Genomic DNA, 14804 nt, shown 5'->3' with positions numbered 1-14804 from the left:
GATTTCTTTCTTTTGCATAAATATTGTCATTGCGAGCGCTAGCGTGGCAATCCCGTCGTATTAATTAAAAACGCGAGGAGATTGCCACGCTAGCGCTCGCAATAACAAGGGTAATAATCTTTATTCACCTTCGCCCAACAACGCCTTCAGCGTTCCTATTGTATCCGCCTCTTCTTTGGGCTTATCATGGCGCCAACGCAATATACGCGGAAAACGCAAAGCTACGCCCGATTTATGACGGGTAGACTTTTGAATACCTTCAAAGCCTATTTCAAACACCAGTTCGGGCTTCACCGTACGAACCGGGCCAAACTTTTCGAGCGTATTACGTTTCACAAAAGCATCTACCTTGTTAATTTCTGTATCAGTAAGACCCGAGTAGGCTTTGGCAAAGGGCACCAACTTATCGCCGTCCCAAACGGCAAAGGTGTAATCAGTATATAAATCGGCCCGGCGACCGTGACCTTTTTGGGCGTACACCATTACGGCGTCGATGGATAGCGGGTCTATTTTCCACTTCCACCAGTCGCCCCGGCGGCGGCCTACCTGGTAGTGGGCATCCTTGCGCTTCAGCATGATACCCTCGGCTACCATGGCGCGTGATTGTTCGCGGATTTCACTCAATTCGGCCCAGCTATCAAATGTTATTAATTGCGATATACGGAACACTTCGGGATATGGCGTGGTTTGGTGCAGGTTTTCCAATACCTGCCTGCGCTCGGTTTGGGTTTTGTAGCGGATGTCTTCGCCGCCATATTCCAGGCAATCATAAGCAATAAGCGCAACCGGGCCTTCTTCCAACACTTTTTTGGTGAGTGTTTTACGGCCTATACGGGTTTGCAGTATGGCAAAAGGCAAGGGATGCTCCTCTTTAAAGCTCAATATCTCGCCATCTACTACCGTACCATCGGGCCACTGCTGCATGAAAGAGTGTAACTCGGGGAACTTATCCGTAGCCAAATCTTCGCCACGGCTCCAAATAAAAATATGACCATCGCGTTTAATGAGTTGTGCCCTGATGCCATCCCATTTCCACTCGGCTTGCCATTCGTGAGCATCGCCCAATAAATTCTGCAACTCTTCGGGCGACTTTTGCACGGTTGACGTTTCCTGCACGGGATACGCCAGAAAGAAGGGATACGGACGTGATACATCCTCTACAGCAGTATCAGTATGTACCAGTTCTTCGAACTGATAAGTATTAGGCATCCAGTTACCCATAAGGCGGTGTGTAATGGTAGCGGCATCTAAATCAGATACATCGGCCAGTGCCTTGATAACCAAATTTTGGGATACCCCTACTCTAAAGCTACCGGTTAATATTTTATTGAATACAAACCGCTCCTGCCTGTCTAAAGCCGACCAGGCACGGGTCAGCCAATCCCGCTTTTCTACTTCGGGCAAATTGTTCAGGGCGTTTATTTCGGCAATCCATTCGGTAAGGGTTTTACTGCTGCTGTTTTTATGATCGGGCAGCAATAAGGCTACCGTTTCGGCTAAATCGCCTACTACATGGTAGCTTTCTTCAAACAGCCATGCGGGTATGTTAGATGCCTCCATGGCCCATGTTCGGAATTGCGTAGCATTAATTTGCCGTTTGGGATTACGCCCAGTGAATAATGCCAGCATGTGCATTTTGTCCGTATCGGGCACTTTAAGAAAATATTCTTTTAAAACCTTGACTTTGTCGTTGGTTTTATTGGTTTCGTCAAGCGCGGTAAAAAGTTGGGCAAAAGCTTTCATATGGTTTCCTCCCCAGTTTCAGCCAATGTATTTGCCTGTTCTTTTTCGTCAGTTGTGGTTGCTGTTGTATCTTCCTCTTCGCCACCATATAAAGTATGCACCTCGTGCGCATCAAAACCAATTTCGCTCAAGTAACGGGCAAAGCTGGCAGTATAGCCGTGGGTTAGGTAAACCTTTTCGCAGCGAGTAGCATCAATGGCACTAACTAGGCCGTCCCAGTCGGCATGGTCAGACATAATAAAACCTCTGTCGGCCGCCCGGCGGCGCTTAGCGCCCCGTAATGCCATCCAGCCCGAACAGTACCCAAAACTGTAAGGTTGAAACTTACGCATCCAAGGCGTACCCACTGCCGATGGTGGCGCTATGACGATGCCTTTACGGATATCCTCTTTAGGTGTAGCCGGCGTAATGCGCTCTGTAGCTTGCAACTGTATACCGTTGCGGCGCAAAGCTTCATTTGTATTTTCGATAACGCCGTGTGTATAAATCTTACCTATAGACGCATCCAGGTTTTGCAGTATACGTTGCGCTTTGCCTAACGAGTAGCCTACAATAACAGTGGCCAATCCATTAGATACATTATTTTTCCACCAGGCATTTACATCAGTAAACAGTTCGGCTTGCGGTTTCCACTTGTAAATCGGCATACCAAAGGTGCATTCCGATATAAAATGATGACAGGTAACAGGTTCAAAAGGAGCACATACACCGTCATCTTCCACCTTATAATCGCCGGAAACCACCCAAACCTCGCCCTGGCTTTCTACCCGTATTTGTGCTGAGCCGATAACATGTCCAGCCGGAAACAGCGATATCTGCACGCCGTTTTTTATCACCTTTTCGCCATACTCCACTGTTTGCAATTGAATATCACCCAAACGGTATTTCAATACCTCGCGAGATAAGTGGTGCGCCAGATAGCGTTTGTGACCAGTATAAGCATGGTCGGAATGTGCATGGGTGATGACGGCATCATCCACCGGTTTCCAGGGGTCGATATAGAAATTACCTTTAGGGCAATAAATGCCTTTATCGGTAAATTCGAGCAGCGGTTTGTTGGACATGTATTGATAACGGCAGGCAGTAAGGTTTGGTTTTAGCATGAGCACTTATGCAAATGTCTGGCATGAGTTAACAAGATTTAAAATCTAACAAAAAGTTGCCAGATGCTAAATTTTTAGCCTATTTGCAAACATGACTACCCAACCACAAGCGCTGATATTTGATTTAAACGGCACCATGATTAACGACATGGACTACCATACCCAGGCCTGGCAGCAAATTTTCAATGAAAACCTGGGTGGGAACTTTACCTGGAATGAAGTAAAGGCACAGATGTACGGCAAAAACTCGGAAGTACTGGTTCGCGTTTTTGGCGCGCAACGTTTTACTGAGCAAGAAATACAAGACCTTTCTGTTGAAAAGGAACGTCGTTACCAGAAAGCCTTTTTACCAAAGCTGGCTTTGCTACCGGGTTTACCTGAATTTTTAGAAAAAGCTTATCGGCAAAGTATCCCAATGGCTATTGCCTCGGCGGCCATTATGTTTAACATTGATTTTGTGCTGGATAATCTGGACATCCGTCATTACTTTAAAGCCATTGTAAGTGCCGATGATGTAACTTTTAGTAAACCGCATCCCGAAACCTTTTTGAGCGCAGCCCAATTATTACAACAAGACCCTACCGACTGCCTGGTTTTTGAAGATGTGCCCAAGGGTGCCGAAGCCGCTTTAAACGCGGGGATGAAAGCCGTTATTTTAACCACTACACATCAACCAGAAGAATTTAACCATCTGGATAACATCCTGCACTTTGCACCCGACTTTACGGATGAATATTTTGAAAAACTAATAGCAGGATAAGTTACCAATTCGTTGCATGAATAACAGTATTGTCAAAAAGTTATCCGGCAACATTATGGCCAGATGCATTGTTGTAATATTGCTCACATAATTTTATGGTATGGAACAACTAACCGGAAAAAACGCATTAATAACCGGTGCCGGTAAAGGCATTGGCAAGGCTATGGCAATTGCCTTGGCGCAAGAAGGTGTAAACGTAGGCTTATTGGCCCGCACCGCCAGCGATTTAGAAGCAGTAGCTTCACAAATAGAGGCGCTAGGCGTTAAAGCCGTAATTACAACAGCGGACGTAGCTGATATTAATTCTGTAAACACAGCGGTGGAAAAACTGAAAGCCGAACTTGGCTTTATTGATATTTTAATTAACAACGCGGGTACATCAACTTTTGGCGGCTTTTTGGACCTGGATCCGGCCCGTTGGGAAGAGATTATCCGCATTAATTTACTAGGCCCGTACTATGTAACCCGTGCGGTGCTACCAGACATGATTGAGAAAAAAGCGGGTGATATCATCAACATATCATCTACCGCAGGCCAGCGTGGTGCAGCAGTAACCAGCGCTTACAGTGCATCTAAATTCGGCTTAATTGGCCTATCCGAATCGTTGATGCAGGAAGTGCGTAAACATAACATCCGCGTAAGTACGCTAACACCAAGCACTATTGCCACCGATTTAGCTATTGATCTGAAACTTACAGACGGCAATCCAGAAAAGGTAATGCAGCCTGAAGATTTTGCAGAATTTGTAGTGGCTCATTTAAAATTAAACCGTCGCGTGTTTGTAAAAGAAGCGGGGTTATGGTCTACCAATCCGTGATAGTTATTAAATAAAAGCGTTACTATTTCAATAACGCTTTTATTGTTTTATTACTACTGCTTAAATGCAGCCAAGCCAGCTTCGGCAACTTCATGATCCTGCTCTACGCTGCCGCCCGAAACGCCAATGGCACCTACAATTTGTCCGCTGGCATCTTTAATAGGTATTCCGCCCGGAAAAGTAATCAATCCGCCGTTTGATACTTCGATGTTATACAGCGAGCCGCCCGGCTGCGAGGCCTTACCCAAATCGCCGGTAGGCATATCGAAAAATCGTGCTGTTTTGGCTTTTTTGATAGCGATGTCAATCGATCCTAACCAAGCATTCTCCATCCGGTGAAAAGCTTTCAAATTAGCGCCGGCGTCTACTATGGCAATGTTCATAGGCACGCTAATTTCTTGCGCTTTTTGTTTGGCAGCCGCCGATACGGTTTCTGCTTGTTGCAATGTAATATCCATGTTGTGTGCTGTTTATGTGGATAAGTACAAACCGGTAGGTGTATAGTTTCATAAATATCAACAGTACACATATTGCTTAAACAAAATAGTTGTACCGCTAAAAAAAACCTGCAAAATGCAGTGAATGCTGAGGTAAAAGGCAGTTTAAAAACTAAAAGTGGTAGAAAGCTGTATATTAGGCCAACTATTACTGTTTGATGGATTTAATTACCGAGTTGGGAGCACTGGCCTTAGCTACCCGTTTAAAACGCCTGAGCGAACGTTTAGCACAGGATGTAAATAAAATTTATAAGGAACTTGATCTGAATTTCGAATCTAAATGGTTCCTGGTTTTAGAGTTGCTTAGCCGTGAAGGAATGCTATCAATTGTTGATATAGCCGACTCGTTGAAGCTTACCCACCCGGCCATTGTACAGTTTGTTGACCAATTATTAAAAGCCAAGTTGATTACCGCTCATAAAGACAGTAAGGATGCACGGAAACGTTTGGTAACCTTATCGCCTAAAGGCAAAAAGCTATTAAAAGATTTGGCTCCTACCCTGGCTGTCATTAAAGCTGAAAACGAAAAATGGCTAAACGAAGCTGAGCATAATTTACTGGAACTGCTGGGCCAGCTGGAGCAATCGCTAGATCAGCAGAGTATGTATTACCGGATTAAAAGTGAGTTATAAGTTAAAGAGACGTTTTTATATTAAAGATCAAGAGCTTTATACAGCAAAAAAGCCAGCGTTTATGCTGGCTTTTTTATTTAAGCTAATTTAAATATCAAAATCCATTACAGTATTTCCGGATGTCGTCATAGGCTTTTTGCAGACCTAACTCACCGGCGCGGCTCAAGTCTATACAGCCGCCATTCTTTTCAGCTGGTATATTGATACGCAACAGCCCGCGTTCGTAATAAGCTGCCCGGTAACGGGAATCGAGCGAAATGGCTGTACTAAAATCTTCGAGCGCACCTTTTACATCTTTAATTACTTTTTTTACTATCCCCCGGTTTAAATAAGCCATCTTATTATTAGGCTGCATTTGGATAGATAAATTGTAATCTTGCATTGCCCCCCGGTAATCCTGTAATTTGAACTTAGCTATGCCCCGGTACATATAAGCATCCGAGTTGTTAAGGTTCATATCAATTGCCGTCATATAATCCCGTAGGGCGCTTACCGAATCTTGCATTACCAGGTGTGCATTACCACGGTAAATAAATACTTCTTCGTTTTGAGGTTCTATATCATAAGCTCGCTTAAAATCATCCATCGCACCAAGCGAGTCGGGCAGATGGCTTTTAGCCACACCGCGGTAATTATAAGCACGGGTACTATTCGGGTTTAATTCGAGCGCCTGATTGTAGCTGTCAATAGCACCTAGGTAATCGTTCTTACCTTCTTTTACATAACCCAAAAACAAGTACCCTTCTTCGCTCGGTTTTTGTGAAAGTCCTTTGTTAATGTCAGCCAGTGCACCGTCGTAATCACCATAACCAGCTTTTAAGAAACCACGGTTTTGGTAAGCATCGGCCGATGCCGTATCTATTTTGATCGCCTGGTTAAAATCGCGCGAGGCGCCCTGCGTATCACCCATATGACTTTTGGCTACACCACGGCGAATATAAAATGCTGTAGCTTTAGGATTTTTTTGTAATCCCATATTATAAATCTGTATTGCACCACGGTAATCTTGATTGGCACTGCGGGCATTACCTAAACGCAGGTATACATCATCACTAACATTAGGCGAAATTTCAATAGCATGCTGATAATCTTGCGCAGCACCCGAAAAATTACGTAAACGCGTTTTAACATCGCCACGGCTCATGTAAGCTTCGGGATATGCCGGCTTCAATTCAATTGCCTTATTGTAATCGGCTAAGGCACCTTCGTAATCTTTCAAGCTAAGCTTTACATCGCCGCGGGCGAAATAGCTGTACTCGTTTTTAGGATGATACACTATAGCCGTATCAAAATCATGCAAGGCACCCAAGGTATCTTTCAATGCAGCTTTGGCCGTTCCGCGCTCCACATAAGCCGAACCCAGCTTAGAATTCAATTCCAATGCTCTTTGAGCATCAGCAAGCGCATTTTCAAAACTTTGGCCCATGTTATAAACGCGCGCCCGGTTTTGGTAAGCCTCGGCATAATTAGCTTGTAAACTTATCGCTTTATTAATATCCGATAACGCATTTGTAGTATCGCCTACATTGGTATAAGATACCCCCCGGTACAAATATAATTCGGCACTGTTTGGTGTTGAAGCTATCGCCTTGGTATAATCAGTGATTGCGCCACGGTCGTCTTTCGCATTGCTACGGGCATTTCCCAGGTAATGATATAAACCCGATAGTTTGGGATTAAGATGCGTTGCCTGGTTATAATCTTCAATAGCACCGGCATTATTACCCAAGTTGGCTTTCGCATTACCGCGATAGTAAAAAGCCTCTGCATTGTTAGGGTTAAGCTGAATAGCTTTGGTAAAATCTAAAATGGCGCCATTATAGTTCTTCATGCTGGCCTTGGCATTAGCGCGGTAGTAATAAATATCGGCTACATTGGCAGGTTTTAAAGAAATAGATTTATCATAATCTACAATAGCGCTGTTATAATTACCCACATTCACCTTTGCTACGCCACGATAAGTATATAAGTCGGCATTGTTAGGTGTTAGCTGAATGGCTTTGTCAAAATCTTCTATAGCGCCGGCATGATCGGCCATGTTGGCTTTCGCATTTGCACGATAATGATATAAATCGGCATTATCGGGTTTATATCCGATAGCCTTTGTATAATCTTCTATAGCTTTTACAAACAACTTGGTATTGGAATAGGCATTACCCCGGTAATAATAAGTATCAGCCATATTTGGTTTCAGCTCAATAACTTTCGAATAGTCTTCAATAGCACCTTGAAAATCTTTCAAATTACCTTTAGCATTAGCACGGTAAAAATAAGCATCTGCATTTTGGGGAGCCTGATCAATAACGCGTGTAAAATCTGCTATGGCACCTGTATAATTTTTAGCATTTGCTTTAGCATTACCCGACTGTAGGATAGGAATGACTGTTTGAGCCGATACCCATATGGGCAATGCAAGCAATAATGTGAGTAAATATTTCCCCATAGGAATAAAGCACGCTGTGTTGTTGAAATTCTCTTTACAGTTAATCTCGGGTTATGTCTGCCTAGTTAAAAACCTTATTACTGATGTAAAAGGTAGCCGAATATAATATTTTGTTGCTGTTTAAAACTCAAAATAACGCAAACATCAGTATATCAACAGCACCTTTTGAAACAAGCTTTGCAATAAAGTTCGTTTTTAGTTAATAAAAGGACAATAATCTATTCGTAACAATGAATAAATTGAAAGTGCCCGTTTATTAGAATCCGGCCACCGTATTTAAAAACTTAACTTTAAAGGCACAATAGGCATTACATATTGTATTTAACTGTTATTTTAATAAGCATACTTGCAACTATCATGCAAAACAAATTATTGAAGGCAGTATAAAGTATAAACAATGGCACCTAGATAATCGACATCAGCATATCTAATCATGCATAACAATAAAAGGCTTATGCATTCCATGCATAAGCCTTTTATTAACAATTACAAACTTACTTAGTATGGTTTCGACTGTTGTGCAACATCTTCAGCCTGATGCACAGCATCAGCAGAGCCAGTTGTACCAATAGGGCCTTTTTGAGCAGCGGCATTTTGGTCGTTCAAAGCGTTCAGTCCTTCGGCAACACGGCGGCCATAATCAGCATCACATTTAGTAAAATGCTCTACCATTTTATCCTGAATGGCCTTATGTGCCGGAGCCAAGGTATTAACCAAGTTTTTGATTAAATCATCGCGTTCCCAATCCTCAAACATATGGTAACGCTCACCTGCCTGTTTGTAATCATTAGTGCGGTCAATTTTACGACGCACCAGCTTAGTAGTTTTGTACTCCGGCTCATGATCGGCACCTGCCTTAGGTGCTTCTTTTAAACCACCTAAAGCTGTAGATGGCTCATAGTTTACGCTTGGACTTACGCCCGGTGCTAAATCTACATGGTATGCCATTTGTCCATCGCGCTGGTTGGTAGCTACATGCTTTATTGGTGCATTGATAGGTAATTGCAGGTAGTTGGTACCTATACGGTAACGTTGCGTATCTGAATAAGAAAAGGTACGCCCCTGCAACATTTTATCATCAGAAAAATCTAAACCATCAACCAATACACCAGTACCAAATGCTGATTGCTCAACTTCAGCAAAATAATTAACCGGATTACGGTTCAAAGTCATTTTGCCTACCGGCAACCATGGAAATTGGTCTTCCGGCCATAATTTAGTATCATCCAGCGGATCGAAGTCCAGTTCAGGATGCTCTTCATCGCTCATGATTTGCACCAACAACTCCCATTCAGGGTAATTACCGGCTTCTATAGCGTCAAATAAATCTTGAGTAGAATGGTTAAAATTTTTGGCCTGTACCGCTTCTGCCTGCTCCTGGGTTAAGTTTTTGATGCCTTGTACCGGCTCCCAGTGGTATTTTACCAATACACCTACGCCTTCTTTGTTTACCCATTTGTAAGTATTTACACCCGAGCCCTGCATTTGGCGATAGTTGGCCGGAATACCATATGGAGAAAACAAGAAGGTAATCATATGCATCGCCTCGGGCGTACCACTGATAAAGTCAAAAATACGCTCACCATCCTGACGGTTGGTCACCGGATCGGGTTTGAAGGCATGAACCAGATCAGGAAACTTCATAGCATCGCGAATGAAGAATACCTTCAAGTTGTTACCTACTAAATCCCAGTTGCCATCTTCGGTATAAAATTTAACTGCAAAACCACGTGGGTCGCGCAGGGTTTCGGGCGAGTGACCGCCATGTATTACGGATGAAAAGCGTACAAAAACAGGAGTTTGTTTTCCTTTTTCCTGAAATAATTTAGCGCGGGTATATTTACTAACCGAATCGTTGCCTACTGTACCATAAGCTTCAAACACGCCATGCGCACCGGCGCCACGGGCATGAACTACACGCTCGGGTATACGCTCACGGTCAAAATGCGACATTTTTTCCAGAAACTGATAGTTTTCTAGAGTAGCCGGACCGCGGTTACCTACAGTACGGATATTTTGATTGTCAGTAACCGGGTGTCCCTGACGGGTCGTCAGTGTGTTGGCTGTTTCACCTTCAGCCTGCTGACTGTTTGGATTCAAAATTGCATCCTTCTTCATAAGTTGTTGTTTTTAGGTTCTAACTAAGTTTAGCGCTGTTAGCGCATATATTATAGCCAGATAATGAATAGCTTAACTATTAAACATCACCATAAGAAACTACACAACAAAGACAGTAATGTTTGTGATATAAAAGAATTAGATAACAGATAGATTTTATCTATAGAATAATATTTTTAAAAGCAATAATATTTACACAAACCATTATTGCTCTTTAATTAATTTACTAAGCCATACAGCTCACAAATTTATGCAGAAAGACGTTTAACCATAAAAACCATATACTACCTAGTGGTGATATATGGTTTTTTACGTTAATCTAAGCAAATCCGGATCTTAGCACTGATTATGAAACACTATAAATCAGCGCTTAATAAACTAATCTTGTTTGATAGACTGGTGATGGGCATGGCAGGCCTCGGCACAGGCTAAACACGCACGGGCGCAGGTCTGGCAATGATCGTGCTGATGCTTACCACATTCGGCACCACACTGGCGGCAAATCTCTTCACATAGTAACAGGTACTGTAACGCAATATCTGACTGGCGTTGCAGCAAACGCGCTGCCTGCAAACAAATATCTGCACAGTCACGATCAAGGCGAATACAGGGTGCCATCATTTTTACATCCTCTTCTTGCAAGCAAGCGGTAGCACAGTTTTCGCAGGCAAATGCACAATCCAATAATTTTTGAATCAGGTCTTGGTATGGGGTATTGGTTTCCATAATATTATCTGTTTTATATTATAACAATACCCTATAAAAAATTATGTTTTCATTAAATGAAAACTGTAACATACAAAAAGGCATAACCCAATAGGTTATGCCTTTTTACAAAACTATTAACACTTACTGCGCTGTTACTGCTGCTCCTGATCGGTTGGCACGCTGGAAACAACGTATATCTTTTTACCCTTGGCATCACGTTGCTCTTTTAGATAAATACCATCGGGTGTTACATAATACTTTTCGCCATTTAAGGTTACCTTGCGGCTGTCTGATGGCAATTCATCAATCACATCACCTACCAGCGGATAATCGCTTGGATTTCCCATTTGCTGCGGCTGACGATTGTTTGACTGCGGAGCTTGTGGATACTGCTGCTGCGGATCAGGAATGTATTGCTCGTCATATTCACCCTGATTGGTATCCAGTTCACCATCTTTACCGGCTATACGGTATACAATAGCACCGTTCGGACGGGTTACCGGTAAATAATATACACCATTCAGTTCATAATATTGCTGACCGTCGATAACAATAGATTCTACACCTTCAGGCAAGCGGTCAATCTCGGCACCTACCGGTGGCTCTACCACCGTGTACTGATTGTTGTTTTGTTGGTAATAATAACCATCGCTATAATAATACTGGTACGGGCCATAATTGAAGCCAAAATAACCATATGGTAACACACCCAGGCTAAAGCCTAAACGTGGATAGTAATATCGGTTATAATAACCGCGGTAGTTATAATACAAACCTGATGGGCGGCCATAATACCCGCGGAAACCACCACGAAAATACGGACGACCGTAGAAGAAGCTGTTACGCCCCATACGATAGCGTGAACCCGGCGCTACAAAGCCGTAAGAGCGCCCCATATTGCCGCGATATGAAAAATTACCACGAGGAGCAACTCCTACACCGCCACGGCCACCAAAGCCGGGGCGTACAGAGTAAGATTGACGACCGCCACCAAAATTACCACGATTAGAAAAGCCGCCGGAACGATTAGAGAAACCACCCGAACGCCCGGAAAAGCCGCCACCGAAACCGCCGGAACGACCACCGCCGCCAAAGCCGCCGCCTCCGTGAAAACCTCCGCCACCACGACCGCCACGTTGAGCCTCGGCTGAGAAGGTAAAGAATAGCACTGTTAATGCACTTAATCCCAGAGCTACCAGATATTTACTTATTTTTTTCATGTTAGTGATATAATCGAAGCTTTGTTTATTTGCTTGTTTGCATTTTTTGACTATAAAATAAGGGCAGAGTTTAATGCAGCGTTAATATTTTTTTAAATAAAAGTTCTTGTTTTGCGAGAAAGCCAGCACTTGTTAAAACCGCCAGCCTTTTATAAGGTTAAATAGTAAAATATAACGATTATGACATTACCTACTGATAACCAAAACGATTTTCAAAACATTGATGAAAATGAAAAAATGCAGGGTACTGGCAACAGCGATGCTGCCAAGTTTAATGCTGATGAACAAACCGATGCAGTAAATGACCGCGAAGCGGTTGAATACACAGATGATAAAAACCTGAATACAGGCGCATCTGACCAGCCAGACGCAGATACTACCCCACTTACCTTGCAAGGCGATTACAAGGAAAAAGAAGAAAACATGGGCGGCACAACTAATTTAACGCTCGACCAATTGAAGAAAGAACACGACCCGGAAGGGGATGACAACGAAAGGCTGATGTAAAATAAAAAAGCCCCGGTTTTACCGGGGCTTTTTTATTTAGATTGAGTTGTAATACTCAAAAACTTTTGCCAGATCTGTATCCTGTTTCCAATCTATTTTATTTTCCTTCACATACTTTTCCATCTTGTCGGCCTTATCGCTTAGTGCCGCTAAAACCGATTTTTTATCCTGTTTTATCGGAATCATTTTATTGTCTTTAAACGCAAAGTAAGTAGTGCGGTCTGTAATATTTTTGGTTTGAGTAGCGGTGCCATAAGTAGTAGTTTCCATCCAAATAGATTTGGCACGTTTTTTCAACAGCTTAGTACCTCCGTCGTACAACACTTCATAAAAGCTACGCTCGGTTGTTTTGCCGCCTGTAGACGGAAAGCCGCTGCGATACAGATGCGTTTGCGGTTGATTATCATTGATGTATGATAATTTGAATTCTTTTACCGGTTGCACAAAGCTTAATGAATCACCTTTAGGGCTTTTGAATGTCAAATCATCACTAACTAGATCGTACTTAACTTCTACATTGTAGGTTTGTCCGTTAGATAGTTGTACTGTTGCTTTTTCCCAGTTAGCCGTTAAGTATGGGGAACCATTTACATCAGTATATTTTTTTTCACGAATAGGACTACCGTTTAAATCTTGTGCAAAATAGGTTTGTGCTTTAGCCTGGTTTTTTACGAATAAAAGGCAGCTTAAAGTACCAATTAAAAAGCTTAATTTTTTCATGACTGTCTATTTAATATTTTATAGTACTAACTTACTACAATCTTATAAAAACAAGAAAACCCTTAAAAAAGGGCTTTCTTGTTTTTACAGATATTTAAACACCATTATAATGGGTTTTGTGTAACGTTAGGATTTACATTCAGCTCGTTTTGTGGTATTGGTAATACCCGTCTTGCATCGCTGTATGGAATTGTTCTGGCAGCTGAAGGATATTCAGCTGGTCTGCTGATGTCAGCTTTTAAACGATTTAAATCGAAAAATCTATCGCCTTCAAAAGCAAGTTCTTTACGGCGTTCAGTGATAATATCGTTAATCAACTGTGTGCCGGCAGAGGTATAAACTAATGAAGGATCTCTCCTCGCCATTAACGTGTTCAACGCAGTTAAAGCAGCAGTCGGATTATTCAGTCTGGCTGCAGATTCTGCAACTATCAGGTACATCTCGCCCATACGTAATACTTTTTTAGAAGTAAACGCGCCTGCAGATGAAGGTACATACTTATTTACAAAATATGCTACAGCTTCACCACCTGGTCTGTCTCTCTTACCTGCGATGATTAATTGCTTTCTGGCATCTGTGTTAGAATACAAATTATACAACGATGAAGTTGCTAACAAGTCTCCGTAAGTAGTACCACCAGTAGCCGGATTTGCTTGCAGATAAATGGCAAATAATTCATCTGTACTGTTATTGTTAGCGTTATCAGCGCCAACTTCAAATAACGTTTCTACTTTACTGCCGTCGGTGTGCGGGCTAGGAGAAGCAAAATAACCATTTAAATCAGCAGGTGCTACTAAAGTGAAACCACTATTGGCAATCACGTCATTAGCATAATCATAGGCTTTTTGATAATCGCCCATAGTTAACGCAACTTTGGCAGCTAACGCACGGGCCGAATATTTTGAGAAAAATCCGGAACCCCTGTATGTGGTCATCATGCTATAAGCTTTATCTAAATCTGCCATAATCAGTGCATATACTTCGCTAACTGTAGCCCTGGCCGGCAAATAAGTTGGATCGTATTTGGTAATCAGTGGCACACCTAAACCAGCCGGATTATCGGTATAGGGCCTTGCAAATAGACGCACTAAATTAAAATAAGTTAATGCACGCAAAGCATATGCTTCACCTTTGGTTTGCTGTACATCTGCTGAGTTTAACTCCGCGTTTACAATATTATTCGTCCTTAAAATGGTAGCATAAGAATTGCTCCACAAACCTGATACATCGGCATCGCTTACGGTTATAGAATAATTATTTTCAGACGTATACCTGCCCGAGTTTGCAGCAGAAACAAACACGTTATCAGCCCGCAAATCACCAAAAACAGGCATCGTACGACCATAAAGATTAACGTTGTTTAATGCAGTATAAGCACCGTTTAATGCACTAGCCATGCTAGCAGGTGTACTCACAGCCTCTTCCACAGGCACTTGCGTATAGGGTTGCTGATCCAGGAAATCCTTGCTGCATGACCCCAAAACTGAGGTAGCAATAAGCCCGGTCATTAAAGTAATTTTATTTATTGTTTTCATT

Annotated in this window: 13 protein-coding genes; 4 read left to right on the top strand and 9 right to left on the bottom strand. The window is 42.5% G+C overall.

Annotated features, from left to right (window positions below; all coding sequences use genetic code 11):
• Nucleotides 1-120 precede the first annotated feature (120 nt).
• On the bottom strand, nucleotides 121-1743 hold the full coding sequence (locus GPM24_RS18760) for an ATP-dependent DNA ligase (protein WP_158828690.1): 1623 nt from the start codon (nucleotides 1741-1743) through the stop codon (nucleotides 121-123).
• Nucleotides 1740-2807 (bottom strand): ligase-associated DNA damage response exonuclease, encoded by a 1068-nt coding sequence (locus tag GPM24_RS18755; RefSeq protein ID WP_158828689.1) that lies wholly within the window; start codon nucleotides 2805-2807, stop codon nucleotides 1740-1742. Before GPM24_RS18755 ends, GPM24_RS18760 begins: the two co-directional genes overlap by 4 nt.
• A gap of 130 nt (nucleotides 2808-2937) precedes the next feature.
• On the opposite strand from GPM24_RS18755, the gene GPM24_RS18750 reads away from it, so the two are divergent.
• A complete protein-coding gene (locus tag GPM24_RS18750; RefSeq protein WP_158828688.1) occupies nucleotides 2938-3606 on the top strand; it encodes an HAD family hydrolase in 669 nt (222 codons plus the stop codon).
• A gap of 100 nt (nucleotides 3607-3706) precedes the next feature.
• Entirely contained in the window at nucleotides 3707-4423 is a 717-nt protein-coding gene (locus GPM24_RS18745; protein WP_158828687.1) for a 3-ketoacyl-ACP reductase, read from the top strand.
• 53 nt (nucleotides 4424-4476) lie between these two features.
• On the opposite strand, the gene GPM24_RS18740 is transcribed toward GPM24_RS18745, so the two are convergent.
• Entirely contained in the window at nucleotides 4477-4881 is a 405-nt protein-coding gene (locus GPM24_RS18740) for a GlcG/HbpS family heme-binding protein (protein WP_158828686.1), read from the bottom strand.
• 197 nt (nucleotides 4882-5078) lie between these two features.
• On the opposite strand from GPM24_RS18740, the gene GPM24_RS18735 reads away from it, so the two are divergent.
• The gene (locus tag GPM24_RS18735) at nucleotides 5079-5552 is read left to right on the top strand and encodes a MarR family winged helix-turn-helix transcriptional regulator (protein ID WP_158828685.1); all 474 of its coding nucleotides are present in this window, start codon (nucleotides 5079-5081) and stop codon (nucleotides 5550-5552) included.
• Between the two features lie 94 nt (nucleotides 5553-5646).
• Here GPM24_RS18735 and GPM24_RS18730 read toward each other — a convergent pair whose 3' ends face one another.
• The 4 genes from GPM24_RS18730 to GPM24_RS18715 all read right to left on the bottom strand — a co-directional run bounded on the left by GPM24_RS18730 (nucleotide 5647) and on the right by GPM24_RS18715 (nucleotide 12041).
• Entirely contained in the window at nucleotides 5647-7995 is a 2349-nt protein-coding gene (locus GPM24_RS18730) for a tetratricopeptide repeat protein (protein ID WP_158828684.1), read from the bottom strand.
• Nucleotides 7996-8493: 498 nt separating this feature from the next.
• Nucleotides 8494-10113, bottom strand: a complete 1620-nt coding sequence (locus tag GPM24_RS18725) for a catalase (protein ID WP_158828683.1) — start codon at nucleotides 10111-10113, stop codon at nucleotides 8494-8496.
• Nucleotides 10114-10491: 378 nt separating this feature from the next.
• The gene (locus GPM24_RS18720; RefSeq protein WP_158828682.1) at nucleotides 10492-10839 is read right to left on the bottom strand and encodes a four-helix bundle copper-binding protein; all 348 of its coding nucleotides are present in this window, start codon (nucleotides 10837-10839) and stop codon (nucleotides 10492-10494) included.
• A 134-nt stretch (nucleotides 10840-10973) separates the two neighbouring features.
• Nucleotides 10974-12041: a DUF6515 family protein gene (locus tag GPM24_RS18715; RefSeq protein WP_158828681.1), complete on the bottom strand. Its 1068-nt coding sequence runs from the start codon at nucleotides 12039-12041 to the stop codon at nucleotides 10974-10976.
• A 180-nt stretch (nucleotides 12042-12221) separates the two neighbouring features.
• On the opposite strand from GPM24_RS18715, the gene GPM24_RS18710 reads away from it, so the two are divergent.
• Nucleotides 12222-12548, top strand: a complete 327-nt coding sequence (locus GPM24_RS18710; RefSeq protein ID WP_158828680.1) for a hypothetical protein — start codon at nucleotides 12222-12224, stop codon at nucleotides 12546-12548.
• Nucleotides 12549-12584: 36 nt separating this feature from the next.
• Here the strand turns inward: GPM24_RS18710 and GPM24_RS18705 are convergent, their stop codons facing one another.
• Together GPM24_RS18705 and GPM24_RS18700 are read right to left on the bottom strand one after the other, a co-directional pair.
• Nucleotides 12585-13268, bottom strand: a complete 684-nt coding sequence (locus tag GPM24_RS18705; protein ID WP_158828679.1) for a hypothetical protein — start codon at nucleotides 13266-13268, stop codon at nucleotides 12585-12587.
• A gap of 104 nt (nucleotides 13269-13372) precedes the next feature.
• Nucleotides 13373-14803 (bottom strand): RagB/SusD family nutrient uptake outer membrane protein, encoded by a 1431-nt coding sequence (locus GPM24_RS18700; protein ID WP_158828678.1) that lies wholly within the window; start codon nucleotides 14801-14803, stop codon nucleotides 13373-13375.
• Between the last annotated feature and the right edge of the window lies 1 nt (nucleotide 14804).

The sequence above is a fragment of the Mucilaginibacter lacusdianchii genome, assembly GCF_009770985.1.
GTDB lineage: Bacteria > Bacteroidota > Bacteroidia > Sphingobacteriales > Sphingobacteriaceae > Mucilaginibacter > Mucilaginibacter lacusdianchii.
The sequence above is the reverse complement of the archived record's forward strand: the minus strand, read 5'-3'. Positions and strand labels throughout refer to the sequence as shown.